The organism is Pseudomonas fluorescens, from assembly GCF_902497625.1.
GTDB classification, from domain to species: Bacteria; Pseudomonadota; Gammaproteobacteria; order Pseudomonadales; family Pseudomonadaceae; genus Aquipseudomonas; species Aquipseudomonas fluorescens_BQ.
The window spans coordinates 21,415-45,436 of sequence record NZ_CABVGX010000014.1 but is presented as its reverse complement, the minus strand read 5'-3'; the positions used below and the strand labels follow the sequence as shown (position 1 = coordinate 45,436).

The window sequence follows — 24,022 nt, the reverse complement described above, 5'->3', positions numbered from 1 at the left end:
GTGAACAACTTTGTAGCAGCTGGCGAAGCCTGCGTCCGGCTGCGAAGCAGTCGTGAGATTGATGGACGACCGCTTCGCGGTCGGACGCAGCCTTCGGCAGCTGCTACGGGGGCATTCATATTCATAGGGATTCCTCGCCGTCTTCTTCTTGCAGGGCATGCAGCTCCAGCGTGTTCTGGCTCGAGGCTCCGCGAACGGCCTGTTCTTGTTTCAACAGGCGTTGGGCCTCGGCGAGCTGGGCGGGCGGCAGTTGCGCTTCGAGTGTTTGCGCCAGTTCAGTGGCTTGCGGGGTGTTTTGTGCCTTGGCCAATTGGCTGAAGACGTAAGCATTCAACGGGTCAGGCTTGGTGCCTTTACCTTGGGAAAACAGCTGGGCGATGGCGAAGTCGGCACTGTTCTGGCCGTTGCGCGCAGCGGTCAGCAAGTGATCCAGCGCCTTCTGCGAATAGACCTGGCCGAGGTAACCACGGCGGTAGATCTGGCCGAGGTAGTAATCGGCGGCGACTTCACGGCCAACGGCTTTCTGGAAATGAGCTTCGGCTTGCTTGGCGTCAGCCGGGACCATTTTGCCTTCGTAGTAGAGCTTGCCCAGCAACAGTTCGGCGCGCGACTGATCCGCGGCACGGCCGTTGTCGAGGTACTTCATCATGGTGTCGACGTCACCGAGTTCCGGGAAGTCGTACAGCAATTGCGCGAGGCTGACCCACGAAGCGGGGTAGCCCGGGGCGATTTCTTCGAGCAGCGACTGCGCGGTTTTTTCGTCGGTCTTGCCCAGGGTTGCATCGCCGAGCACGCGGGCGACGCTATCGACCCGTTGTGCCGAGACCGTGCCGCGGCTGTGGCCAGCCTGCATCTGTTTGATCAGCTCGGCTTGCAGCTCCGGTTTGTCCTGTTTCTGGTAAACCGTGGCCAGTTCGACGTAGCAGATATCGGTGCTGTTCAACGCGGCCTTGCAGATGGTTTCCACTTCGTCCAGGTGCTGGTCGTACGTGCCTTGGGTACGATAGAGCAGCACTTGGGCCAGGCCCGCTTCCGGCTTGCCTTCGGCGCGCCATTGGCTGATCTGCTGTTGTGCGTTGACGTTGGGGAAACTGTGCGGGTATTGCAGGTACAGCATCGCCAACGGGATCAGCGTGTTGCCTTCGCCGGCGGCCGAGGCTTTCTTCAACAGGCCTTCGGCTTCGTGCTGTTCGGCTTCGGTGGAGCCGGGCTTGGCCACCAGCAGACGACCCAGACGCGCCTGAGCCCGCGGCGAAACGCTGGCCGCTGCGCGATAAGTCGCCTCGGCCTGCTTCATTTGCGCCGGGTCACGGCTGTCGACCTGGATATCGGCCAGGCCCACCTGGGCCTCGCTGTAACCGAGGTCGGCCAACTGCTGGTAATTCTGTGCCGCCAGCGCGGTGTCGCCGCGCTTGAGGGCTTCGTTGGCCAGGCGCTGGTCGGGCAGACCGGCGCAACCGGCCAGGCTGACAGCCAGAGCAACCGCACACAACGCGCCTTTGTGGGAGCGAGCCTGCTCGCGAAGGCAGCGGCTCGGTGCATCAGACAGACCGCGTGGACCCATTCGCGAGCAGGCTCGCTCCCACAGGGATTGCGGTGTTCTGAGGATAAGTGGAATCGTCACGGGCATGTCCTCGACTTAAAGACCGGAAGCCATGGCTTTGTCGATCAGCCAGTTCAGGTTCGGGCCACGATCGCTGTTCACTTCAACCGGGCGACCGGCGAACTTGCTGTCCAGTGGCTCGTCCGGCTGGATGAGGACACGGATATCGGAGGACAGGTCGGCGCTTTTCAGGCTGGTGCTGCTGACGATCTTGCCGGTGCGAATGTTGTCTTCGCCGGCGATCTGGAAGCTGACCTGAGTGCCCGGACGGACGTCGGCGAACTGGCGATAGGAGAAGCGTGCTTCTACATTGGCTTCGCTGTTGCGCGGCACCAGTTGGAAGATCACGTCACCCTTGCTGGCGTACTGACCGTCGGCGACCATTTGCTGAGCCACGGTGCAATCGCACGGCGAGGTCAGGGTGCCGGTCATTTGCTTGCCGAACAGCTCTTCAACCTTGGCCGGTTGCAGCTGATCTTCTGCCAGATGACCTTTGAGTACGTCGAGCATGCTGGTGCTGAAGGTTGCCAGCGGCGCGCCCTTGGCGGCGAGGCCATCGGCCTGCACCAGGCTTTGCACAGTGCCGTCGCGCGGCATGGTGATGTTCATGCCCGGCACGCTGACCAGACCGGCCTGGGCGTGACTGACGAAGTACATGCCATACACAGATTTGAAAATGAAACCGAACGCCGCCAGACCGACCAGGAAAATCGCCAGGCTGAACGTCACTGCACGCAGTCGACCGAATGCGCTCATGCCGTGGCCGCCATCCTTGATCTTGCGGGCCTTGGTGAAGTTGTCGCGCTGCAGGGTCGCCAGCACTTCACCGACGCTGACGACGTCGCCGGCCAGGTGCGAAGTGATCAGGTGACGCAGGGTCGAAATGTCCTGCGGCTCCAGGTTCTGGAACTGGCAACCGACGCGACCGGTCGGGCGGTCAATGGAGCGAACCTGCAATTCGACGTCCATGGCCAGGCCCAGGTTATCGATCACAAATTGCAGACGCGCCTTGTGCACATCGCCCACTTTCAGCGGCAGCTGCCCCGCGTTGAACGCCAGGCCACCGGCGGAAAGGTCGAGCACCTTGGCTTCAAGCGGCGTCCTGTCTGGACCGAAGAAACGCAGTTTGGCCGGGATTTTCACGCGGGCGTGTTGGCGCTGGGCTTCTGATTCGTGCACTACGTTGGCGTTGACGGCGGTATTCATAGGGGCAATTTCCTTGTTAATTCAATAAGGGGGCGGTCAGACCATCATCAGCAACACGGCAACAAAAATGCTGCCGGCGGAGAAGGTCATGGTCCGAGACGACCAGGTGTTGAACCAACGTTGAAAGCTGGCGAGATCACGGGTCAGGGTTGTGGGCTGGCGAGTCCAGGATTGTTGGTCGAGGCGGAAGAACACGTAGATCTTCACCAACGCGCCGACGATCTGGTTGTAATAGAGAATGACCGGGTAGGCCGGGCCGATCGTGTGCCCGGAGCACGCCAGCAACAGGGTCAGGATCAAACGGGTGATGCCGATCCACAGCAGGTACACGAGGATGAACGCGGTGCCGTACTTGAAGGTGGCGATGATGGCCACGGTCAGGCCCAGCAGCGAGGTCCACATCGAAACGCGCTGATCGAACAGCACTACCGAGGTGAACATGCCCAGGCGTTTAACGCCCAGACCCAACGCACGTGCGTTCTGGCGCAGGTTGTTGCCGTACCAGCGGAACATCAGTTTGCGGCTGGCCTTGATGAAGCTTTTTTCCGGCGGGTGTTCCACGGTGTGGATCGCCGCGTCGGGCACGTAAAACGTGTCGTAGCCCAGGCGCATCAGGCTGAACCAGCTCGACTTGTCGTCACCGGTCAGAAATTTGAAGCGGCCCAGTCGCCAGTGTTGCAGCGAGTCGCTTTCAACGTCGGCGATGAAGTCCGGGTTGGTCACCACGGTGGCGCGGAATACCGACATGCGGCCGGTCATGGTCAGGACGCGTTTGGACAAGGCCATCGAGCACATGTTGATGTGGCGCTGGGCGAAGCGCAGTTTGTGCCACTCGCTCATGATGTAGCCGCCGCGCACTTCACAGAACTCGTTGGTGGTCAGGCCGCCGACGTTGCCGAACATCTGGAACCACGGCACGGTCTTGAGCACGACGCCTTCAGCGAGCACGGTGTCGCCGTCGACCACTGCCACGACGGCGCGGTCGTCCGGCATGTGCCGCGAGATTGCGCGGAAGCCGTAGGCAAGGCCATCACGTTTGCCGGTACCGGGAATGCGCACGAAGTCGAGTTTGACGCGCTCTGGTGGATTCATCCGCGACCACAGGCTTTTCACCAAAAGCTCATCGGACATTTCCACGATCGAGCACACCACCGTGGTCGGCAGGCCGCAGTCGATCGCTTCACGAATCACCGAGCTGTACACCTGTGCGGTGGTCAGGGCGTCGATGCGGAAACTGGTGACCATCAGGAACACGTGCGACGGGTCTGCCGCTTTACCCAGCTTGCGCACTTTGCGCCGCAGGTGCGGGTAGACCACATACAGAAACAGCATGCCGCGCAAAAAGTGCGTGGCACCCATCGAGTAGCGCCAGATACCGACGATACCGATCAGAAAAATAAAGTCCTTCGACTCGGAGTCGAACGTGGACGTCGGCAACGCCATGGCGAGGCCCATTAACAAAATCAGGTAAAACAGCCAACCGGCGGCCTGAAGTAGGCCGTGCTTTAGCCTGTGCATAATTAACATCCTAAAGTCAGTTGCAAGCCCCAAGCTCCAAGCGACAAGCCTGAGGCGAGGCGCTTTTGAACTTGTGGCTTGGAGCTTGAAGCTTGCGGCTGCCTTACCAGCAAATCCCTTCGGTGCGCGTCGTGGTGTCGGTGGCTTTGGCCATGAAGCCGACCAGGTCGATCACTTGCTTGCCGTGCGGAGCTTGCTGCGCCAGGGCGCGGAATTTCTCGTCACGGTTGCCGAGGATGATCACGTCGGAGTTGTTGATCACGGCGTCGAAATCGGAGTTGAGCAAGGACGAGACGTGAGGGATCTTCGACTCGATGTAATCCTTGTTCGCACCGTGAACGCGGGCGTATTCAACGTTGGCGTCGTAGATGCTCAGGTCGTAGCCTTTGCCGATCAGCATTTCTGCCAGATCAACCAGCGGGCTTTCACGCAGGTCATCGGTGCCGGCCTTGAAGCTCAGACCCAGCAGGGCAACTTTGCGCTTGTCGTGGCTGGAAACGATGTCGAACGCGTTCTGCACCTGGGATTCGTTGCTGCGCATCAGCGAGTTCAGCAGCGGCGATTCCACGTCCAGCGCGCCGGCGCGGTAGGTCAACGCACGGACGTCTTTCGGCAGGCAGGAACCGCCGAAGGCGAAACCAGGGCGCATGTAGTATTGCGACAGGTTCAGTTGCTTGTCCTGGCAAACCACTTCCATCACTTCGCGACCATCGACGCCGCAAGCTTTGGCGATGTTGCCGATTTCGTTGGCGAAGGTCACCTTGGTGGCGTGCCATACGTTGCAGGTGTACTTGATCATTTCGGCAACAGCGATGTCCTTGCGGATGACTGGTGCGTCGAGCTCTTCGTACAGCGCTTGCAGAACGTCACCGGATGCAGTGTCGAACTCGCCGATCACGGTCATCGGCGGATGATCGTAGTCAGCAATCGCGGTGCTTTCACGCAGGAATTCAGGGTTGACGGCTACGCCGAAATCAACGCCGGCTTTCTTGCCCGAGCAGTCTTCCAGAATCGGGATGACAACGTTGGCGACGGTGCCCGGCAATACGGTGCTGCGAACCACGATGGTGTGGCGGGTGGTCTTGTCACGCAGTACAAAACCGATCTCGCGGCACACGGCCTCGATGTAGTTCAGTTCCAGATCGCCGTTCTTTTTGCTCGGCGTACCCACGCAGATCATCGACACGTCGGTGTCGCGAATCGCTTCGGCGAAGTTGGTCGTACCGCGCAGTTTGCCGGTCTCGATACCCTTGGCCAGAAGTTCACCCAGGCCCGGTTCAACAATGGGAGATTTGCCAGAGTTGATCATATCGATCTTGTCTTTAGCGACATCGACGCCAACGACGTCATGGCCACGTGCAGACAGGCAACCGGCACACACTGCGCCAACGTAACCCAAACCAAATATGCTGATGCGCATCGCATTTACCTCTCGTTAATCGAAACTGTTCTACAAGCCATTGGATGGCCCGAGTTGGGGTGTTCAGCGGTCATTAGTGCATTCGTAAGTGGGGCGAGCAGGCGCCACTATGCCAAATGCAGGCATACTAAATTCCGAGTGTCTAAATAAGTGCACTCAAGGTGTGCGCAACCAGGCCTTATTGTTATGACTTGCCCTGTTTTGCAGCCGAGCCTCTTTTTCAGAGAACTAATGTGCAATCGTCTTGCGCGCTCGACTCCAGGCTGAAAGCCTGTAAATCAAGCGGTTATGTGCTCAGGCGAGCACGTTTATAGAGGGCGCAGCCGTGGCCGTGTAGGGGTGCGTGATGATGCGTCGGCCCCTGTCCTTTCGGTGTTGCCCAAATAAGCGATTAGTTAGCTCAAGTTAGTGTGACAACTTTGCTACATCCATCTCTTGTCTGCGTAAGTTATCTCGTACATGTTCAGAGATAATCGTCACCGGTGGTATGAGCAACGCATTTGAATGAAGTTCCTGGCCGCCCATCGCGATTTCTGAAATTTCTTGAAATATTGAAAAAGATGGCACTGCTCTCATTTTGATGGCACCGCCTGTTTCACCCTTGATACACGGGGTGATAAACGGGTGAGATATTTTTGTGCCACTACTGAGAAATATTTTCAGTGCCACTACTGAAAAAAATGATCAGCGTCGAGTGAAACTAAAGTTAGAAAAATGATCGATGGTTTTCTGACGTCAACATCACGTCTTATCATGCGGGGAATTGTTCGACGATCAAACGCGGCGCGCGACAGCTATAAAGGTCGCGCGCCAACCAGGTGCATTATTCCGGTGCGTGATCGCGCAAAAACACCAGAGTGTCCGGTTTAGACAGTTCGCTGCTGTATCGATAACCCTGAGCGTCAAACTGCTTGAGGGCGGCAGGATCTTTAATGCGTTGTTCGATGACAAAACGGCTCATCAGGCCGCGTGCCTTTTTCGCATAGAAGCTGATGATCTTGTACTGGCCGTTTTTCAGGTCTTTGAACTCGGTGTTGATAATGCGTGCCTTCAAGGCGCTGCGTTTAACGGCCGAGAAATACTCATTGGACGCCAGGTTGAGCAACACGTCATCACCTTGCTCGGCCAGCGCTTCGTTCAGCCATTCGCTGATTTGCGTGCCCCAGAAGGCATACAGATCCTTGCCGCGGGCGTTGGACAGTTTGGTGCCCATTTCCAGCCGATAGGGTTGCATCAGGTCGAGCGGGCGCAACAGGCCATACAGGCCGGAGAGCATGCGCAAGTGTTGCTGGGCGTAATCGAAGTCGGCTTCGCTAAAGGTCTGCGCATTCAGTCCGGTGTAGACATCGCCTTTAAAGGCGAGCAACGCCTGCTTGGCATTTTCCGGGGTGAAGGCGGGAGTCCAGCTACCGAAACGTGCGGCGTTGAGGCCGCCGATCTTGTCGGAGACGTGCATCAGCTCGCTGATCTGCGCCGGGCTCAACTCGCGCAATTGCTGAATCAGCTCTTGGGAATGGTCGAGGTATTGCGGCTGAGTGAAACGCTGGGTCGCCGGCGGTGTTTCGTAATCGAGGGTCTTGGCGGGGGAAATCACCATCAGCATGAAGTCGTCTCCTTTAATCGTGGGTGCGATTCTAGGGGGTTGTCCGTGTTGACTCCAGCTATCAAGGCCATAGGTGATCGGTGGCTCGGTAAAAAGCAGATCCCTGTGGCGAGGGGGGCTTGCTGTGGTGAGGGGGCTTGCTTTGGTGGTGGGGCTCGTTGTGGTGAGGGGGCTTGCTGTGGTGCTCGTTGTGGTGAGGGGGCTTGCTGTGGTGCTCGTTGTGGTGAGGGGGCTTGCCCCCGTTCGAGCGCGAAGCGGTCGCAAAGCTTGGGGCTGCTTCGCAACCCAACGGGGGCAAGCCCCCTCGCCACAGAAAGCTCCCTGACCACAGAAAGGCTCTCATCACAGAAAGCCCCCTCACCACAGAAAGGCTCTCATCACAGAAAGCCCCCTGACCACTGAAAGGCTCTTATCACAGAAAGCTCCCTGACCACAGAAAGGCTCTTATCACGGAAAGCACACAGACCACATAAAGCCCTCATATCACAGAAGGCACCCTGACCACAGCAAGCCCCCTGACCACAGCAAGCCCCCTGACCACACAACGCTCCCTGACCACACAACGCTCCCTCACCACCGAACGCGATCAGCTATAGTGCCGCGCGGGTTTTGTTATGGAGACATCCCATTGCGTATCGTTCTTTTCATCTCGGCGTGGCTCCTGAGCGTCGCTGCCCTGGCGGCACCGGGCACGGCGGCGACGCTTGATCGCAGCACCTGGCCGGAACAACTGAGCAGCCCGACGCTCTTCGACGTGGCGTCGCGGGCGGAGATCCTCATGTTCGCGCGCATTCTATTGGCCACCGAATCACTGGATGAAGCCAGCCTGGCCCAGCGCCTGAACCTGCGAACGGTCAACGTCGATTCGATCAACCGCCTGCGTCAGCGCATGTGGCAGCGTCTGTTGAACAATTACAACTTCGCCCAACAGAGCTGCGATCAGGATGCCTCGTTCTGTTTTCTGGTCGAGGACCTGGACACCCTGCGTCAGCAAGCCGCCAAGTTTCACATCAGTGATGACAGCTACTACATCAAGTGGGCCGAGCCTGGTCGCGTGTTCCACGTCCAGTACCTGGACGAACAGCTACGCAAAGCCGCGCTGTTCCCGCAGACCAGCAGCGAAGTCGATCGTTTTGGCGAATACGAGCGCAATGGCGAGACGATGCATGACCGCTTGTTTCTGCTGACCTTCGACAGCGCCGCCAATGCCGCCCCGGACCATACCGCGTGGGTCGCGGATTACCTGCGCAAGACCAACATGAATGGCACCTTCTTCGTCCTCGGCAAAGACATTCAGGCGCGTCTGACCCAGGATTCACTGGCCAGTCTGCAAGCACTGTATTCAACCCAATGCATCGGCGTTCAGGGCTGGGAGTTTCGCTCCCACAGCCACTGGCAGGATTGGCAGGATTCGGTGCGGCGCAGTGTCGAGCTGGTCAAAAGCAAATTGCCGGAGAACTTCGTGCCGCTGTTCCGTCCTCCCGATGGTCAACGTCGCGCGGACGCTGAAGGCTTCTTCAACGCGCAGGGTTTGCAGGTTGCATTGTGGGACATTGATGCTCAGGACGGCGCCGGCAAACTCAAGGCCGAGCAGAGCGCGCAACGCGTCCTGACCCTGATGCTGCTGTGGCGTCACGGGGTGATCAATTTCAATGTGAAGCAGGACGGCGTGAAGACAGCATTGCCCTGGCTGATGACCCGAACGGCGCACAGCGGAATCGGCTGGGAGGATTGTCAGGAGGCGTTTCGTTGAGTCTGAAAAAACCCGTGAACACTGGGCAAAAGCAGTTTTCGAGCAGAATTTGATGCTGGCGGACTTTTGACTTTAGCGGGGTAGTGGCCCAGCGCCAAGTGTTATTGGTCACTCTGAAAAATAAACTTCAAAAAAGCGTCAAAGTGCTTTTTCCTGTCACACGTTTTGGAGTATTACGAAGGTAGACCGCCGAAACCTGCAACACAGGTGGCGTCTCCCAAGACCCAGTTTGTGTGTGCAGTTCACTTGATCCCTTGCAGGTGAATTCGGTAGTCACTTCGAGGCGCAGCACCGCTCAGGTATTGCGTCTAATGGCTCCCACAAAGGTGACCGAGTATGGATGATCACGGACGTAGTTCTTCCTCCAACCAGCCAATCCTTTATGTACTCGATACCAACGTATTGATTCACGATCCAAACGCCCTTCTTAACTTCGAAGAACACCACGTCGCCATCCCGATGACCGTGCTGGAAGAGCTGGACAAGCTCAAAAGCGGGCATCACAGCGTGGCTGCGGAATGTCGTCAGGCGATTCGCCTGATCGACAAAACCCTGGGCGATGCCAGCCCTGAAGACGTCGAGCTTGGTGTGCCGATCAGGCGTGGCAAAGGGGCGCCGAAGGGTTTGCTGTCAATTCTGATGAGCAAACGGGTCGAGCCCACTATTATCCTGCCCGAACACCTGAACGACAACATCATCATCAACCAGTTGATCGACCTGCATGCCCGCGAGCCCAAACTGCCCGTGGTGCTGGTCACCAAAGACATCAACATGCGCCTCAAGGCCCGCGCCTGCGGAATCGCGGCCGAGGATTACAGCACCGACCAGTTGGTCGACGACGTGTCGCTGCTGCCCAACGGTTACCACAACATGGACGGTTCCTTCTGGGACCGCGTGAAAAATGTCGAAACCCGTCAGGATCATGGCCGCACCTGGCATCAGGTGCAATTGACCGACAACCTGCCGGCAGTGCACATCAACGAGTTCATCATCGACGAACAGGGCTTTGTCGGCTGGATCAAGGAAATCGAAGAAGACCGGTTGCTGATACTCGACCTTCATCAGGAACCCCTGTTGCACCAGGAAGCCTGGGGCTTGAAACCGCGCGACATCTATCAAAGCCTGGCGTTGTATGCGCTGCTGGACCCGGACATTCACCTGGTCAACCTGACCGGTGCGGCCGGTTCCGGGAAAACCATTCTGGCCCTGGCCGCTGCAATCGAGCAGACCATGGTCAGCAAGCGTTATCGCCGCATTATCGCCACCCGCAGTGTGCAGGGCCTGGATCAGGAAATCGGCTTCCTGCCCGGTACCGAAGCGGAAAAAATGGAGCCTTGGCTGGGCGCCATCACCGACAACCTCGAAGCCTTGCACATGGACGACGAAAACACCCATGGCAGCGTCGATTACATCCTCAGCAAAGTGCCCTTGCAGTTCAAATCGCTCAATTACATTCGCGGTCGCAGCTTCCAGCAGAGCCTGATCCTGATCGACGAATGTCAGAACCTCACGCCCCACCAGATGAAAACCATCATCACTCGGGCCGGTGCCGGTTCTAAAGTGGTGTGCCTGGGCAACCTGGCACAGATCGACACCCCTTACCTGTCCGCGACCAGCTCCGGGCTGACCTACCTGACCGAACGCTTCAAGGATTTTCCCAACGGTGTGCACATCACCCTGCAAGGGGTGCCTCGCTCGATTCTGGCTGAGTACGCCGAATCGCATTTGTAATCGCTTCAGCGAAAAACCGCGCGGCCTTCACAGGTCGCCCGGTTTTTTTGTGTTCAACACAAATCTGCTGTGGGAGCCAGCCTGCTGGCGAAGCGTAGCGTCAGCCACTATTTATGGCGACTGATACTCTGCAATCGCCACCAGGCTGGCTCCCACAGGGGATCTGCTGCGCTCGGATAATCAAGCGTGTGAAAAATTGACTCGCAGGTTTACAATCGTCACTCCTGATCAGGAGTAACCCTGTGCTGACTCATCTCGATTCCCAAGGTCGCGCCAACATGGTCGACGTCACTGAAAAAGCCGTGACCTTCCGTGAGGCGACCGCCCAGGCGCTGGTGCGCATGTTGCCCGAAACCCTGCAGATGATCGTCAGCGGCGGTCACCCTAAGGGCGATGTGTTCGCCGTCGCGCGGATTGCCGGCATTCAGGCGGCGAAGAAAACCAGTGACCTGATTCCGCTGTGCCATCCGTTGATGCTGACGGGCGTGAAAGTCGAACTGAGCGCCGAAGGTGACGACACCGTGCGCATTGTCGCGCGTTGCAAGTTGTCCGGGCAGACCGGCGTCGAGATGGAAGCCCTGACCGCCGCCAGCGTTGCCGCTCTGACGATTTATGACATGTGCAAAGCGGTCGACCGTGGCATGACCATTGAAAGCGTACGCCTGCTGGAAAAACTCGGCGGCAAGAGCGGGCATTTTCAGGCGGATCAACCATGAACATTACCGTGAAGTTTTTTGCCCGATATCGTGAGGCGATGGGCGTTGACTCGATGGAGGTCTCGGGAGATTTCGCCACGCTCGAGGATGTGCGTGAGCTGCTTGCCAGGCGTGACGGCGCGGTGGTGCTCACTGAGCAGAACCTGATGTGCGCGCGCAACGAAGACCTCTGCCAACTGGACGAGCCGGTAAGCGAAGGTGATGAAGTGGCGTTTTTCCCGACCGTGACCGGGGGCTGAGTTATGGCCATTCGGGTGCAATCCACGGCGTTCGATCCCGGTGCTGAACTCAACGCCATGCACGCTGCCAATGTCGGCGTCGGCGCGGTGGTGAGTTTTGTCGGCTATGTGCGCGACTTCAATGACGGCCTCGATGTCGCCGGGATGTTTCTTGAGCATTACCCGGGCATGACTGAAAAGGCCTTGGGCAAAATTACAGCCGAGGCCGAACAGCGCTGGCCGCTGCTCAAACTTGAAGTGCTGCATCGCATCGGCGCGCTTGAGCCAGGTGAGCCTATCGTCTTCGTCGGCGCTGCCAGTGCCCACCGCCAGGCCGCGTTCGACGCCTGCGCATTTGTCATGGACTACCTGAAAACCCGCGCGCCGTTCTGGAAGAAGGAAAACACCAGCGACGGGCCGCGTTGGGTGGAAGGTCGCGACAGTGATCATGCGGCGGCGGATCGCTGGAAGCAGTAATCAACCTGCTGCTTTGTTGTCGACAGGTCTGACCCCATCGCGAGCAGGCTCGCTCCCATAGTTGATCTCCATGAAGTCAACATCTGCGTACGACTTGGATCCCTTGTAGGAGCGAGCCTGCTCGCGAAGGGGCCATTAGCTTTAGCCCACACCTTAATGGTTCACCACCTGACCATCGGTCGGCACATATTCCTCGCTGAAATTGACGCCTTATACATAAAAGTCCAGAATGGATTTAAATGTACAAGCCCCCCCACTTCAGCTCTTCTTCCATCTTGCCAAACCAACAACAACCCGCGAGAGAACGAATATGAAGAAACTCCCCCTCTTCACCGGTCTGGCCCTCAGCCTGCTGGCGTGCTCCAGCCTGTTCGCTGCCGAAAAACCACTGCGCATCGGTATCGAAGCCGCTTACCCGCCATTCGCGTCAAAAACCGACAAGGGCGAAATCGTCGGCTTCGACTATGAAATCGGCAATGCGCTGTGCGCGCAAATGAAGGTGCAGTGTGTGTGGGTCGAAGGTGAGTTCGACGGCCTGATTCCTTCGCTGAAAGTGAAGAAGATCGACATGGCGCTGTCATCCATGACCATCAACGAAGACCGCAAGAAATCGGTCGATTTCTCGCACAAGTACTACTTCACTTCGTCGCGTCTGGTCATGAAGGAGGGCGCGACCGTTGATGATCAGTACGCCAGCCTCAAGGGCAAGAGCGTCGGCGTGCAGCGTGCCACCACCACTGACCGCTTCGCCACTGAGGTGTTCGAACCCAAAGGCGTGACCGTCAAGCGTTACAGCAATAACGAAGAAATCTACATGGATCTGGCATCCGGGCGCCTCGATGCAATTTTTGCCGACACCATTCCGTTGAATGACTTTCTGTCCATGCCACGTGGCAAAGGCTATGCCTTCGTCGGGCCGGAGCTCAGAGACCCGAAATATGTGGGCGAGGGCGCCGGTATTGCTGTGCGCAAAGGCAATGCCGAGCTGGTCAGCAAGCTGAACATGGCTATCGACGGTATTCGTGCCAGTGGTGAATATCAGAAGATTTCCGAGAAATACTTCAAGTCGGATATCTACGGCGACTGAGCAGCCGCATCGCCAGCAGGCTGGCTCCCACAGGTAAGTGCATTCCAGAGTGTGAGTCTCCACTCAGCAATGCATCAGCAGGCTGGCTCCGCCAGGCGGCGGGTCAGGCAGCATTGATGCTGGCTGTGCCGGCCTCATCGCGAGCAAGCTTGCTCTCGCCTTGGACTGCGTTCATTTGTGGGAGCCAGCCTGCTGGCGATTCGATCATGTGATCATGCAAATCTCTGGAAATAGCCCAATTTAATCCCTTCTTAACCGCTCTGGCGTTAATTTCCCGAAACCGCATTGGCAGGCGCCAGGCTCTCAAACCATCGGGCCAGCGTGTAGACTTGCGGGCATTCGAAATTCAGAAGGGAAACGCAATGAGCGAAGATACGATGCGGTTGGGCCGTGAACGGCGTTACCTGGTGCTGTTGGGCATCATCTGCCTGGCGCTGATCGGCGGCGCGCTGTACATGCAAGTAGTGTTGGGTGAGGCGCCTTGCCCGCTGTGCATTCTGCAACGCTACGCGCTGTTGCTGATCGCGATCTTCGCCTTCGTTGGCGCGGCGATGCGCACCCGCCGCAGCATTACCGTGCTGGAAACCCTGGTGGTGATTTGCGCAATTGCCGGCGCTGCGGTCGCTGGTCATCACGTCTACACGCAGTTCTACCCAGCGGTTAGCTGCGGCGTCGATGTGTTGCAACCCATTGTCGACGGCTTGCCGTTGGCGAAAGTCTTCCCGCTCGGTTTCCAGGTAGATGGTTTCTGCTCCACGCCATACCCGCCGCTCCTCGGTCTGTCGCTGGCCCAGTGGGCGCTTGTAGCCTTCGTGCTGGTTGTCGTGCTGGTCCCGTTGCTCACCTCGCGCAACCGCAAAGCAGAGCGCTGAGGTCAGTCGCCAAAAATCAGCGCATCAGTACCCGAAACGCCCCGGTCTTCGTTGAGAGCACCGGGGCGTTGTGCGTTTCAGAGCTCAGGTAAAAAGTTCGTGATGTATGGCAATCGAGGGTGCGGCACATGTGCGACATGTTGTCACAGAGACGCGCTTGGCAGGGGCGACGAACGTTCGAATTCCTTAAAGCGCAGCAATAGAATCCGACCGTTTGCGGGGCATGCGATTACAAACGTAACAATCCTGAGCAGGCACTTTTAACAGCCTTTGGCAAATTGCCAGAGCCCTTGTGAGATGGGGGCTGCGGCGGTGTCAAAGGATGCTGCAGAGCCTTGGAAGCTGTCTGAATTGTGGGCGATACACCCACCGAGTGAGGCGTTTTTATTGAGAATCGATATCTGTAACAGGTCGCGTTTTTGCAAAAAACGCTAATCATTGTTGCTGGAATGGAGACAAATTATTTCGGGATGAGACATGGTTTCTGCATCGCTACCTATCTACAATCGCCCGCACAGAATTCCCGGCACTGCTCATCTTTGAGCAATTAACAGGGCGTCGAGAAGCACGTGTGCTTCGTGCGACTCCCAGTGTCGGTGCCTTTCCTTTATCCGCACCAAATGGAATTGGTCTGTAACCAGGCCTTTGACCACGAATTCGAATAAGAACTCACCGCTGACCCAGGATTTGTCGAACAGCGTCTGACGCGCGACGGGCAGCCCTTATTCAATCAAGAGAAATGCCAACCCTTGGCAGGGTGAAGTGTTGGCGATCAAAACCCAACTGCATTGCGCAAGCTGCTTTAGAGGTCGTGAGATGAGTAAAAACAGGTACCCCAGACTACTAGGCTTATTGCCGCTACTCAGCATGCTCTTGCTGGGAGGCTGCAATATGACCTTGCTCAATCCTACGGGCCAGGTAGGCCTGGAGCAGCGAAACCTGATCATCACCGCAACGTTGCTGATGCTGTTGGTTGTGGTCCCGGTCATCGTCATGACCTTCCTGTTCGCCTGGAAATACCGCGCGACCAACACTGACGCCGTATACACGCCGAAGTGGTCGCACTCCACCAAGATCGAAATTGCGGTCTGGGCTGTTCCAGTGCTGATCATCATTGCGCTGGGTTACGTCACCTACGTGTCGACCCACGAACTTGACCCGTATCGTCCGCTGGAATCCGACGTCAAGCCGATCACCATCGAAGTGGTCTCGCTGGACTGGAAATGGGTGTTCATCTATCCGGAACAGGGCATCGCCACGGTCAACAAGATCGTGTTCCCGACGAACACCCCGGTCAACTTCAAAGTGACCTCCGATTCGGTGATGAACTCGTTCTTCATCCCGGGCCTGGGCGGCCAGATCTACGCAATGGCCGGCATGCAGACCAAGTTGCATCTGATTGCCAACCGTGACGCTGAAATGGAAGGCATCTCTGCCAACTACAGCGGCGCAGGTTTCACCGGCATGAAATTCAAAGCGATCTCCACTTCTCAGGAAAATTTCGACGCCTGGGTAAGCGAAGTCAAAAAGGCACCTAAACAGCTGGAAAAAGCTGAATACGAAGCCCTTACCAAGCCAAGCCAGAACAACCCAGTCGAGCTCTACTCCTCGGTCACGCCGGGCCTGTTTCAGATCATCGTCGACAAGTACGAAGGCATGAAGCCGGGCAAGCCGATGCACCACGAGAAGAAAGAGAAGGAAGTGGCGCACAACATGGAAGGCATGGACATGAGTTCGCATTCAGCTGCCGGGGCAGAGGAGTAAACGATGTTTGGTAAATTAAGTTGGGAAGCGGTCCCGTTCCACGAACCGATCGTGATGATTACCATCGCCATGATCGCGCTCGGTGGCGTGGCGCTGTTCGCTGCAATCACCTACTTCAAGAAGTGGACCTACTTGTGGACCGAGTGGCTGACCTCGGTCGACCACAAGAAAATCGGCGTGATGTACATCATCGTCGCCATGGTCATGCTGCTGCGCGGTTTTGCCGACGCCATCATGATGCGGACCCAGCTGGCCATGGCCACCGAGGGTTCGCCTGGCTACCTGCCACCTGAACACTATGACCAGATCTTCACCGCTCACGGTGTGATCATGATCATCTTCATGGCGATGCCATTCTTCACCGGCCTGATGAACCTTGCAGTGCCGCTGCAGATCGGCGCGCGTGACGTGGCCTATCCGTTCCTGAACTCCCTGAGCTTCTGGCTGCTGGTGTCGGGCGTGGTGCTGATCAACCTGTCGCTGGGCGTCGGCGAATTCGCCAAGACCGGTTGGGTTGCCTATCCGCCGCTGTCGGGCCTGCAATACAGTCCGGGCGTGGGGATGGATTACTACATCTGGGCGCTACAGCTATCCGGATTAGGTACGACGCTGACGGGGGTCAACTTCCTGGCCACTGTGCTGAAAATGCGTACCCCGGGCATGAAGCTGATGGACATGCCGATCTTCACCTGGACCTGCACCTGGGCCAACGTCCTGATCGTGGCTTCGTTCCCGATCCTGACCGCTACTCTGGCTTTGCTGACGCTTGACCGTTACATGGATTTCCACATTTTCACCAATGAACTTGGTGGCAATCCGATGATGTACGTCAACCTGTTCTGGGCCTGGGGTCACCCCGAGGTGTACATCCTGATTCTGCCGGCGTTCGGTATCTTCTCCGAAGTCATCTCGACCTTCACCGGCAAGCGTCTGTTCGGTCACCACTCGATGGTCTACGCATCGGGTGCTATCTCGATCCTTGGCTTCATGGTCTGGCTGCACCACTTCTTCACCATGGGTTCGGGTGCGAGCGTCAACGCCTTCTTCGGTCTGGCGACGATGCTGATTTCGATCCCGACGGGGGTGAAGCTATTCAACTGGCTGTTCACCATTTATCAGGGCCGTCTGCGCTTCACCAGTCAGGTGATGTGGACCCTGGGCTTCATGGTCACCTTCGCCATTGGCGGCATGACCGGCGTACTGCTGGCCATCCCGGGTGCTGACTTTGTGCTGCACAACAGCCTGTTCGTGATCGCTCACTTCCACAACGTGATCATCGGCGGCGCGGTATTCGGTTACATCGCAGGTTTCGCCTTCTACTTCCCGAAAGCGTTCGGCTTCAAGCTGCACGAAGGTTGGGGCAAGGCAGCGTTCTGGTTCTGGATCACCGGCTTCTTCGTCGCCTTCATGCCGCTCTATGTACTGGGCTTCATGGGCATGACCCGTCGTTTGAACGCCACCACCAACCCCGAGTGGGTGCCGTACCTGTACGTCGCCATGTTCGGTGCGGTGATGATCGCTGTCGGCATCGCCTGCCAGTTGATCCAGCTGTACGTCAGTGTGCGTGACCGCAACAAGCCGGAAAACATGTGCGAACACGGTGACCCGTGGAATGCCCATACCCTGGAATGGTCGACCTCGTCGCCACCACCGTTCTACAACTTCGCTGTGCTGCCAAAAGCAGAAACCATCGATCCGTTCACCGAAGCCAAGGAAAACGGCACGGCGTACCAGGCTCCGGCCAAGTACGAGCCGATCCACATGCCAAACAACACCGCGACCGGTGTGGTCATGGGTGCTCTGCTGACGGTGTTCGGTTTCGCAATGATCTGGCACATCTGGTGGCTGGCGATCGCAAGTCTGGTTGGCACCGTGGTGTATTTCACTATCCATGCCGCCCGTGACGATCAGGGCTACATGGTGCCGGTGGATGTCATCGAGCGCATCGAAGCCGAGCAGCACAAACGTCTGGTCGCGGCCGGGAAAATCCCCGCCAACGCCACCCGTGTTGAAACCTCGTTGGAACAGGCTTAAACCATGTCGAACTTAGTGACCAATGCTGGACACACCCATGTCGATGGACATGGGCATGATGACCATCACCACGACTCGGGCGAGATGACCGTCTTCGGTTTCTGGCTCTACCTGATGACTGACTGCATTTTGTTTGCGTCGATCTTCGCGGTGTACGCGGTACTGGTTAACAACGTAGCCGGTGGCCCGTCGGGCGCCGACATCTTCGAGCTGCCGTACGTGCTGGGCGAAACCGCTCTGCTGTTGTTCAGTTCGATCACCTACGGCTTCGCCATGCTGGCGTTGTTCAAGGGCAAGAAGAGCCAGGTACTGGGCTGGCTGGGCATGACCTTCCTGCTCGGCGCCGGCTTCATCGCCATGGAAATCAACGAGTTCCACCTGTTGATTTCCGAAGGCTACGGCCCTAGCCGCAGCGGCTTCCTGTCCGGGTTCTTCACCCTGGTCGGCACCCACGGTCTGCACGTGACCAGCGGTCTGATCTGGATGGCGATCATGATGTACCAGGTGCAGAAGAACGGCCTGACGGCGACCAACAAGACGCGTCTGAGCTGCCTGAGCCTGTTCTGGCACTTCCTGGACGTGGTGTGGATCTGCGTATTCACCGTTGTTTATCTGATGGGGACTATGTAAATGGCTAACGCTCATTCCCACGATAGCCACGACGCCGGCCACGGCAGCGTCAAGTCCTACGCTATCGGTTTCATTCTGTCAGTGATCCTGACCGTCATTCCGTTCGGCCTGGTGATGTACCCGACCTTGCCGAAAGCCATGACCCTGTGGATCGTACTGATCTTCGCAGTCGTCCAGGTGCTGGTGCACCTGGTGTACTTCCTCCACCTGGACCGCTCGGCCGCTCAGCGTAACAACGTGATTGCGTTTGTGTTCGCGGCGATCGTGATTGTCCTGCTGGTTGGCCTGTCGCTGTGGATCATGTTCAGCATCCACACCAACATGATGGCGCACTGAGGAAACTCCGCATGTCCTTTAAGCACTTTATCCAAATCACCAAACCGGGGATCATTTTCGGTAACGTGCTTTCAGTGGCAGGCGGATTCTTCCTGGCCTCCAAAGGGCATGTCGATCTGGCCATTTTCCTGGCCGCCATGATCGGCACATCCCTGGTCGTCGCTTCCGGTTGTGTCTTCAATAACTGCATCGACCGTGACATCGACGTGAAGATGGAGCGCACCAAGAATCGCGTGCTGGTCCAGGGCCTCATCTCCCTGAAACTGGCCTTGATCTATGCGACCGTCCTTGGCGTTGCCGGTGTGGTGCTGCTGTACAAAGTCGCCAACCCGTTGGCGGCTTTGTTCGCGGTGATCGGTTTCGTCATCTACGTCGGCTTCTACAGCCTGTACCTCAAGCGCAAGTCGGTGCACGGCACGCTGGTAGGCAGTCTGTCGGGCGCAATGCCTCCCGTAATCGGCTACGTCGCGGTCAGCAACACCTTCGACATGGCCGCACTGACGCTGCTGGTGATGTTCAGCCTGTGGCAGATGCCGCATTCCTACGCCATTGCGATCTTCCGCTTCAACGATTACCTGGCCGCATCGATTCCGGTGCTGCCCGTGAAGCGCGGCATCAAAGTGGCCAAGAAGCACATCCTGCTCTACATCCTGGCGTTCCTCCTGGCGACCTTGATGCTGACCTTCAGCGGCTACGCCGGCATGAGCTACCTGGCCGTCGCTGCCGCCATGGGCATGTACTGGTTGTACATGGCCTGGACAGGTTACAAGGCAGTGGATGACACGGTCTGGGCACGCAAGCTGTTCGTGTTCTCGATCTTCACCATTACCGCGTTGAGCGTGATGATGTCGCTGGATTTCAAAGTGCCGAGTGAGTTGTTGCTGACATACGCGCCTTGAGATTGGTTGCTGAATAAAAAACCGCCCTTCGAAAGAGGGGCGGTTTTTTTTGGTTATTTCACAGCAGGCGGGGCGGTGTGTTTTTACGGCGTGCTTTGCTCAACGTGGTCAGAAACGAGGCATCTGACAGGTCGACTTCCATCAGGCTGAACGGTGTCGGATGCGTTTGGACGCAGAGTGCGAGAGGTATCCGGCCGCCAGCAATGGAGCTAAGGCACAGGGAGTGGTCCAGGCCGATGAACCAATCGGAGCACTGAGATTGCTTCATCAGGGTCCTTAGCTCTTTTGAGCGTAAGGCGCTTAGCAGGTCTCTGCCCGAGCATTTGGCATAGGCTTCGGCCATACACCACTTGCCGGCGAGGTCGTAATCCGTAGTTGTGCATGGGTTTGAATCCTTGCCGAATGTTTTGCGAAGGTACTGGTTCAGGAGCTCGTTATTTTTCAGGGAGCCCACACCTTCGATATCGACGCCCACTCTGCCGTTTCTTGAGACTGCGACGCAGACATACCCGCTGGCGTGGCTCAGACTGAATTCCAGTTCGTTGCTCTCCAGGCAGGGTCTGCCGTTTTTCTCGATACGAATGGGCACCCTGTGCGGCTCCATATCAAGCATGCTGGAGAGCACGCCGCGAAGAAGCGCTCTTCCCAGAATGAAATCCGTTCTGCCTGCAACGTCGGTAATTTCGCTGGCCCGAAGTAATTCCTCGTGCGACAGGAGTGATTGCAGATCGAACGCTACGGGTTGCTTTGACGCGCGGGCCGCGACCACTAACGGGTTCATTGGCGAGGAGGCGGGACGAGACTCATCGAGGGCCTCCCCGGTATGCGAGTCCGTAGGCGACTATCGCTGCGATGACTAGCCATGCCGCCATGACAGCCATAGAGGTTTCAAGTCCGAGAAGACTAATGAGGCCGCTTACGATGAGAATGCCAACGCTGCCCCCCAAAGCACCGAGCGCGCTCCAGTAGCTGAATATCCTGGCGGATTTGTCGTCGTCGATTTCCCTCTGGATGGCGGTGATCAACGGTATGTCGATGACCGTTGCCGAGAGCCCTATCAACACACTGGCTATGAACGCGAGTGGGATGGCCGGCACGTCTGTAAGAGCACTCGCGACGAGAACCAGGAGTGCAAGGGCGAGAATGATTTCTCCGCAGAATGCCAGTTTCAAGTTATTCGCGATGCGAAGTTTGCCGATCACCAGCGAACTGACAAGTTCGCCTATTCCACAGGCCACCATCAGGCTGCTGTAAAACGTAGCGGGTTGCTCAAGTGTGCCGACTGCGTACAAAGGGAGGGCTATTTGCAGGGTGCCGCGCCACGCGACGGTGTAAAAAAAATAGCCGGTAATTCGCACCATCAGCGCCCGGTGTGACAGCAGCGTTATCCAGCCGGTATGTAGCTGTTGCAGCAGTTGAAAGGCGCTACGAGCACTGGTAGGTAGAGTTTGCGCCTTCATGCCCGTCAGCAGCGTTTGCGAGCAGAAGAAAAGCAGGGCGCAAATAATCAGCGAGTTGGCCGGTGTCACATTCAGTGCACTCAATCCACCCACCAGACCCGCACCCAGAAAAAAGCACGGCCAGAGCACGCTCTGCACGAGACCATTGGCAAGTGTCAGTTGTTTTGTCTCGACAAGGCTCGGAACGAAAGCTTTGCTTGCCGGTTTGGATACTGCGTAAGTGCTCGTCACCATTGCGCCAATGAAGGTAAGCCAGACAATACTTAACGCATCCATGTGCAAAAGCAGCGCGAGAGCCAGCGCGCCTGAACCACGAACCCAATCACAGAAGACCATCAGTTTTTTACGATCGTACTGGTCCGCAACTGCACCGCCCAGAATGCCCAGTATGCCTCGTGGAAATGTTACGCAGAAAGCGACAATGCCCAATGTGCCGACGGATGCACCCATCGTCAGTGCCAGGAAGGTGACCAGTACTCCGAAGAAACCATCGCCGATGCTGACCATGACCTGGCTCAGGAAAAATCGCCTGAACATCGGTTCGGCGAGCAGCCTGATATAACTGGATTCGGCTGTTTTCAATTCAATGCCTAAAGCCATTCAGGAGCATCCCAGATTTTTTCTTAATAAGGAAAGTGCGCGGCGCTCAAGAGTGACGAGTTTTTCGCATCTCTTGGTTATGGAGGCGACGTTGATATGATTGGTAATTTCAGCTTTGGTCATCGCATATTTGATAACCATTGCTTCATCGGCGATTTCGCTGAACTGCCCGGCGGCAGTCTGATCATCAAGGACCCGTTGAGCGAAGGATGAAAACAGGCTTCTGGAGCCGGAATAGATAGAAAAGGCTTCGTGTATTTTCCTTGCCCGGATTGCGACAGATTCGTACGGGTTATTCGCAATCCATTCGACTTCAGCCAGCAGTTTGTAGCTGTCTTCGAGCGCGCACAGGTAAGCCACGCAACGTCGAATCGCGGCAGTTCGGCCACTTTCCTCGTCGTGTGTCGTGATGGGGTGGAAATACCGGACCATGCGAGTGCCGTTGTTATCGAAATAACGGGCGATGTAACTTTGATCGTAGCGATAGGTTCTCAGGACAGAGGCATCGTCATCATCGATGATGCTCCAGGCGGAAGATCCATCCTGTCCGGTCAACACGATCGAGTGGTTGAGGTGCCCGGTTCGATATTCAGGGCAGTGGGGTAAATAGAAGACACTACCCAAGACAATTGCAAAGGGCACCTTTCTCAGATGCTCCCGAATGTCCTTCTGCGCCAGATCAAACGTTTCGTACGTCTTGGGACTTTGTTGCCAACCTGCCAAGGCGAGTCCGTGGTTATCCAGCACAGACGTCTGAAAGGCCCACTTCGGCTTATGCTCCAGAATGTGATCCCGAAAAATCTGATCGGTTGACACCAGCGAGTTATAAAAAAGCAGGTCGACGTCGGCACCATTTTGTTTCAGAAACACAACGGCCTGCCTTCGCCAGCAATCCAGGAAGCGCCTGTCATACTGTTCATCGTAAGAGAATGGTTTCCCTTCAATATTTAATTTTTTCTGATTAAGCACCATTGTCTTTCACTTCCATAATAATCCTCCACGAGGATATGGCCTTGTCGTTGTACCTGGCCGCGTCGACTCGCATCCAGCCATCACGCACCCTGACTATCAGCTTGTTGTCACTGCTGATGAAGGCCGCAGCCGTGTCATCGCAGTCGGCATTCAGATGCGTCATGCTGGCATCTGTTACGAAGATGGTTTGTCCGTTAATCAATAGCGGCGCACCTGTCACCCGTCCGCATGCTCTGATAATGTCGAGGTTCTCTTCAGCGCCTTTCAGATCACTCAACGTTCGCTCTTGCGCAGACGGAAATCCGACAAATGTGGCAAAAGCATCGTCCTGTTTTTTCGCCCTTGAGGCCCACTCACTGCGGTTTTCGATGACACTTGGGAGTTGCGCCACAATCTTCTTTAATACCTTCAACCAGACTGAGCTGGCACAATCTTGCGGCGTGACCTTTATGGTCGTCTGGTGGATGATGTCGCCTTGGTCAAACTCCGCGGTGATAAAGTGAAAGGTCACCCCGACCTGTTCTTCGCCATTTTTTAACGCATAAAATATCGGCGCGCCGCCACGGTATTTTGGTAGCAATGACGGGTGGATATTGACCATGCCGTACTTGCTGCATTCCGACAGTGATGCATCCAGCCGGGCAAGGTAGGTCATGACAAAAATGATGTCCGGCCTGAAAGTTTTCATGTCGACTTTCAGTCTGTCAGCGGATTCGACGGGTTTGATGCCATCGTGCTCACCTGCCCATTCAGGGAACGCCGATGCTGATGCAAAAACCATCAGGTTCTCTGGCCCTGTGATATCGCGCAGGACGGGGATTATCGACAATCCCTGTTTTCCGCAAATGTAGGCGATTCGACAAGTCATGCCAGTTCTACTGAGCCATATTTTTCGCGAAGTAACTTGATGGTTTGCCGGGGCGTGGAAAAGTTGCTCATGAGCAAGTCTTCTTCATCGAGTTCAAAGTTAAGTTCATTTTCAAGCATGGCAATAATCTGGATGATTTTTACGGAATTAACGCGCATGTCAGAGAGGGACGAATCCATCTCCAGAGTGAGTGGCGAACCGGTAATTTGTCCGATGACACGCAGGACGGTTTCTTGAATCAAATTCATGTTGCGA

22 protein-coding genes are annotated in these 24,022 nt (G+C 56.7%); 12 read left to right on the top strand and 10 right to left on the bottom strand.

Annotation, left to right across the window (positions count from 1 at the left end; translation table 11 throughout):
* Positions 1 to 121: 121 nt before the first annotated feature.
* The 5 genes from algK to yaaA all read right to left on the bottom strand — a co-directional run bounded on the left by algK (position 122) and on the right by yaaA (position 7,350).
* Positions 122 to 1,624: an alginate biosynthesis TPR repeat lipoprotein AlgK gene (gene algK / locus F8N12_RS10915; RefSeq protein ID WP_150580440.1), complete on the bottom strand. Its 1,503-nt coding sequence runs from the start codon at positions 1,622 to 1,624 to the stop codon at positions 122 to 124.
* Positions 1,625 to 1,639: 15 nt separating this feature from the next.
* Positions 1,640 to 2,809 (bottom strand): alginate biosynthesis protein Alg44, encoded by a 1,170-nt coding sequence (locus F8N12_RS10910; protein ID WP_150580439.1) that lies wholly within the window; start codon positions 2,807 to 2,809, stop codon positions 1,640 to 1,642.
* A gap of 36 nt (positions 2,810 to 2,845) precedes the next feature.
* On the bottom strand, positions 2,846 to 4,327 hold the full coding sequence (gene alg8 / locus F8N12_RS10905) for a mannuronan synthase (RefSeq protein ID WP_412072141.1): 1,482 nt from the start codon (positions 4,325 to 4,327) through the stop codon (positions 2,846 to 2,848).
* Positions 4,328 to 4,430: 103 nt separating this feature from the next.
* Entirely contained in the window at positions 4,431 to 5,747 is a 1,317-nt protein-coding gene (locus tag F8N12_RS10900; RefSeq protein WP_150580437.1) for a nucleotide sugar dehydrogenase, read from the bottom strand.
* A gap of 823 nt (positions 5,748 to 6,570) precedes the next feature.
* Positions 6,571 to 7,350, bottom strand: coding sequence for a peroxide stress protein YaaA (yaaA, locus tag F8N12_RS10895; protein ID WP_150580436.1), 780 nt, complete (start codon positions 7,348 to 7,350; stop codon positions 6,571 to 6,573).
* 628 nt (positions 7,351 to 7,978) lie between these two features.
* Between yaaA and F8N12_RS10885 the strand changes: the two genes are divergently transcribed.
* The 12 genes from F8N12_RS10885 (at position 7,979) to cyoE (ending at position 19,867) form a co-directional block, all read left to right on the top strand.
* Positions 7,979 to 9,103: a polysaccharide deacetylase family protein gene (locus tag F8N12_RS10885; RefSeq protein ID WP_150580434.1), complete on the top strand. Its 1,125-nt coding sequence runs from the start codon at positions 7,979 to 7,981 to the stop codon at positions 9,101 to 9,103.
* 336 nt (positions 9,104 to 9,439) lie between these two features.
* Entirely contained in the window at positions 9,440 to 10,834 is a 1,395-nt protein-coding gene (locus F8N12_RS10880; protein ID WP_150580433.1) for a PhoH family protein, read from the top strand.
* A gap of 242 nt (positions 10,835 to 11,076) precedes the next feature.
* Positions 11,077 to 11,550, top strand: coding sequence for a cyclic pyranopterin monophosphate synthase MoaC (gene moaC, locus F8N12_RS10875; RefSeq protein ID WP_059406245.1), 474 nt, complete (start codon positions 11,077 to 11,079; stop codon positions 11,548 to 11,550).
* Positions 11,547 to 11,789, top strand: coding sequence for a molybdopterin converting factor subunit 1 (gene moaD / locus F8N12_RS10870; protein ID WP_150580432.1), 243 nt, complete (start codon positions 11,547 to 11,549; stop codon positions 11,787 to 11,789). Before moaC ends, moaD begins: the two co-directional genes overlap by 4 nt.
* 3 nt (positions 11,790 to 11,792) lie before the next feature.
* Positions 11,793 to 12,245 carry a molybdopterin synthase catalytic subunit MoaE gene (moaE, locus tag F8N12_RS10865; RefSeq protein WP_150580431.1) on the top strand — a complete coding sequence of 151 codons (453 nt, stop codon included), beginning with the start codon at positions 11,793 to 11,795 and terminating at the stop codon, positions 12,243 to 12,245.
* A gap of 310 nt (positions 12,246 to 12,555) precedes the next feature.
* Complete coding sequence (locus F8N12_RS10860) at positions 12,556 to 13,332, top strand: ABC transporter substrate-binding protein (protein ID WP_150580430.1); 777 nt, start codon at positions 12,556 to 12,558, stop codon at positions 13,330 to 13,332.
* Positions 13,333 to 13,694: 362 nt separating this feature from the next.
* A complete protein-coding gene (locus F8N12_RS10855; RefSeq protein ID WP_150580429.1) occupies positions 13,695 to 14,204 on the top strand; it encodes a disulfide bond formation protein B in 510 nt (169 codons plus the stop codon).
* Between the two features lie 816 nt (positions 14,205 to 15,020).
* Complete coding sequence (cyoA, locus tag F8N12_RS10845; protein WP_150580428.1) at positions 15,021 to 15,968, top strand: ubiquinol oxidase subunit II; 948 nt, start codon at positions 15,021 to 15,023, stop codon at positions 15,966 to 15,968.
* Between the two features lie 3 nt (positions 15,969 to 15,971).
* On the top strand, positions 15,972 to 18,002 hold the full coding sequence (gene cyoB, locus F8N12_RS10840; RefSeq protein WP_150580427.1) for a cytochrome o ubiquinol oxidase subunit I: 2,031 nt from the start codon (positions 15,972 to 15,974) through the stop codon (positions 18,000 to 18,002).
* A gap of 3 nt (positions 18,003 to 18,005) precedes the next feature.
* Positions 18,006 to 18,632: a cytochrome o ubiquinol oxidase subunit III gene (locus tag F8N12_RS10835; protein ID WP_150580426.1), complete on the top strand. Its 627-nt coding sequence runs from the start codon at positions 18,006 to 18,008 to the stop codon at positions 18,630 to 18,632.
* Positions 18,633 to 18,968: a cytochrome o ubiquinol oxidase subunit IV gene (cyoD, locus tag F8N12_RS10830; protein WP_028623533.1), complete on the top strand. Its 336-nt coding sequence runs from the start codon at positions 18,633 to 18,635 to the stop codon at positions 18,966 to 18,968. It begins immediately after the preceding gene.
* An 11-nt stretch (positions 18,969 to 18,979) separates the two neighbouring features.
* Positions 18,980 to 19,867, top strand: coding sequence for a heme o synthase (gene cyoE / locus F8N12_RS10825; protein ID WP_150580425.1), 888 nt, complete (start codon positions 18,980 to 18,982; stop codon positions 19,865 to 19,867).
* A gap of 58 nt (positions 19,868 to 19,925) precedes the next feature.
* On the opposite strand, the gene F8N12_RS10820 is transcribed toward cyoE, so the two are convergent.
* Genes F8N12_RS10820 through F8N12_RS10800 form a run of 5 tightly spaced genes read right to left on the bottom strand, consistent with a single transcriptional unit; the run spans position 19,926 to position 24,015 of the window.
* The gene (locus F8N12_RS10820; RefSeq protein WP_150580424.1) at positions 19,926 to 20,636 is read right to left on the bottom strand and encodes a 4'-phosphopantetheinyl transferase family protein; all 711 of its coding nucleotides are present in this window, start codon (positions 20,634 to 20,636) and stop codon (positions 19,926 to 19,928) included.
* 34 nt (positions 20,637 to 20,670) lie between these two features.
* A complete protein-coding gene (locus F8N12_RS10815) occupies positions 20,671 to 21,927 on the bottom strand; it encodes an MFS transporter (protein ID WP_150580423.1) in 1,257 nt (418 codons plus the stop codon).
* On the bottom strand, positions 21,928 to 22,899 hold the full coding sequence (locus F8N12_RS10810; protein ID WP_150580422.1) for a hypothetical protein: 972 nt from the start codon (positions 22,897 to 22,899) through the stop codon (positions 21,928 to 21,930).
* On the bottom strand, positions 22,889 to 23,767 hold the full coding sequence (locus tag F8N12_RS10805; protein ID WP_150580421.1) for a methionyl-tRNA formyltransferase: 879 nt from the start codon (positions 23,765 to 23,767) through the stop codon (positions 22,889 to 22,891). Before F8N12_RS10805 ends, F8N12_RS10810 begins: the two co-directional genes overlap by 11 nt.
* Positions 23,764 to 24,015: an acyl carrier protein gene (locus F8N12_RS10800; RefSeq protein WP_150580420.1), complete on the bottom strand. Its 252-nt coding sequence runs from the start codon at positions 24,013 to 24,015 to the stop codon at positions 23,764 to 23,766. Before F8N12_RS10800 ends, F8N12_RS10805 begins: the two co-directional genes overlap by 4 nt.
* Positions 24,016 to 24,022 lie beyond the last annotated feature (7 nt).

What these genes read in the sequence shown, in the direction of transcription:
- F8N12_RS10910 (WP_150580439.1), bottom strand. Translation starts at nt 2,809, where the DNA reads ATGAATACCGCCGTCAACGCCAACGTAGTGCACGAATCAGAAGCCCAG.
- alg8 (WP_412072141.1), bottom strand. Translation starts at nt 4,327, where the DNA reads ATGCACAGGCTAAAGCACGGCCTACTTCAGGCCGCCGGTTGGCTGTTT.
- F8N12_RS10900 (WP_150580437.1), bottom strand. Translation starts at nt 5,747, where the DNA reads ATGCGCATCAGCATATTTGGTTTGGGTTACGTTGGCGCAGTGTGTGCC.
- yaaA (WP_150580436.1), bottom strand. Translation starts at nt 7,350, where the DNA reads ATGCTGATGGTGATTTCCCCCGCCAAGACCCTCGATTACGAAACACCG.
- F8N12_RS10880 (WP_150580433.1), top strand. Translation starts at nt 9,440, where the DNA reads ATGGATGATCACGGACGTAGTTCTTCCTCCAACCAGCCAATCCTTTAT.
- moaD (WP_150580432.1), top strand. Translation starts at nt 11,547, where the DNA reads ATGAACATTACCGTGAAGTTTTTTGCCCGATATCGTGAGGCGATGGGC.
- moaE (WP_150580431.1), top strand. Translation starts at nt 11,793, where the DNA reads ATGGCCATTCGGGTGCAATCCACGGCGTTCGATCCCGGTGCTGAACTC.
- F8N12_RS10860 (WP_150580430.1), top strand. Translation starts at nt 12,556, where the DNA reads ATGAAGAAACTCCCCCTCTTCACCGGTCTGGCCCTCAGCCTGCTGGCG.
- F8N12_RS10855 (WP_150580429.1), top strand. Translation starts at nt 13,695, where the DNA reads ATGAGCGAAGATACGATGCGGTTGGGCCGTGAACGGCGTTACCTGGTG.
- cyoA (WP_150580428.1), top strand. Translation starts at nt 15,021, where the DNA reads ATGAGTAAAAACAGGTACCCCAGACTACTAGGCTTATTGCCGCTACTC.
- cyoB (WP_150580427.1), top strand. Translation starts at nt 15,972, where the DNA reads ATGTTTGGTAAATTAAGTTGGGAAGCGGTCCCGTTCCACGAACCGATC.
- F8N12_RS10835 (WP_150580426.1), top strand. Translation starts at nt 18,006, where the DNA reads ATGTCGAACTTAGTGACCAATGCTGGACACACCCATGTCGATGGACAT.
- cyoD (WP_028623533.1), top strand. Translation starts at nt 18,633, where the DNA reads ATGGCTAACGCTCATTCCCACGATAGCCACGACGCCGGCCACGGCAGC.
- cyoE (WP_150580425.1), top strand. Translation starts at nt 18,980, where the DNA reads ATGTCCTTTAAGCACTTTATCCAAATCACCAAACCGGGGATCATTTTC.
- F8N12_RS10815 (WP_150580423.1), bottom strand. Translation starts at nt 21,927, where the DNA reads ATGGCTTTAGGCATTGAATTGAAAACAGCCGAATCCAGTTATATCAGG.
- F8N12_RS10810 (WP_150580422.1), bottom strand. Translation starts at nt 22,899, where the DNA reads ATGGTGCTTAATCAGAAAAAATTAAATATTGAAGGGAAACCATTCTCT.
- F8N12_RS10805 (WP_150580421.1), bottom strand. Translation starts at nt 23,767, where the DNA reads ATGACTTGTCGAATCGCCTACATTTGCGGAAAACAGGGATTGTCGATA.
- F8N12_RS10800 (WP_150580420.1), bottom strand. Translation starts at nt 24,015, where the DNA reads ATGAATTTGATTCAAGAAACCGTCCTGCGTGTCATCGGACAAATTACC.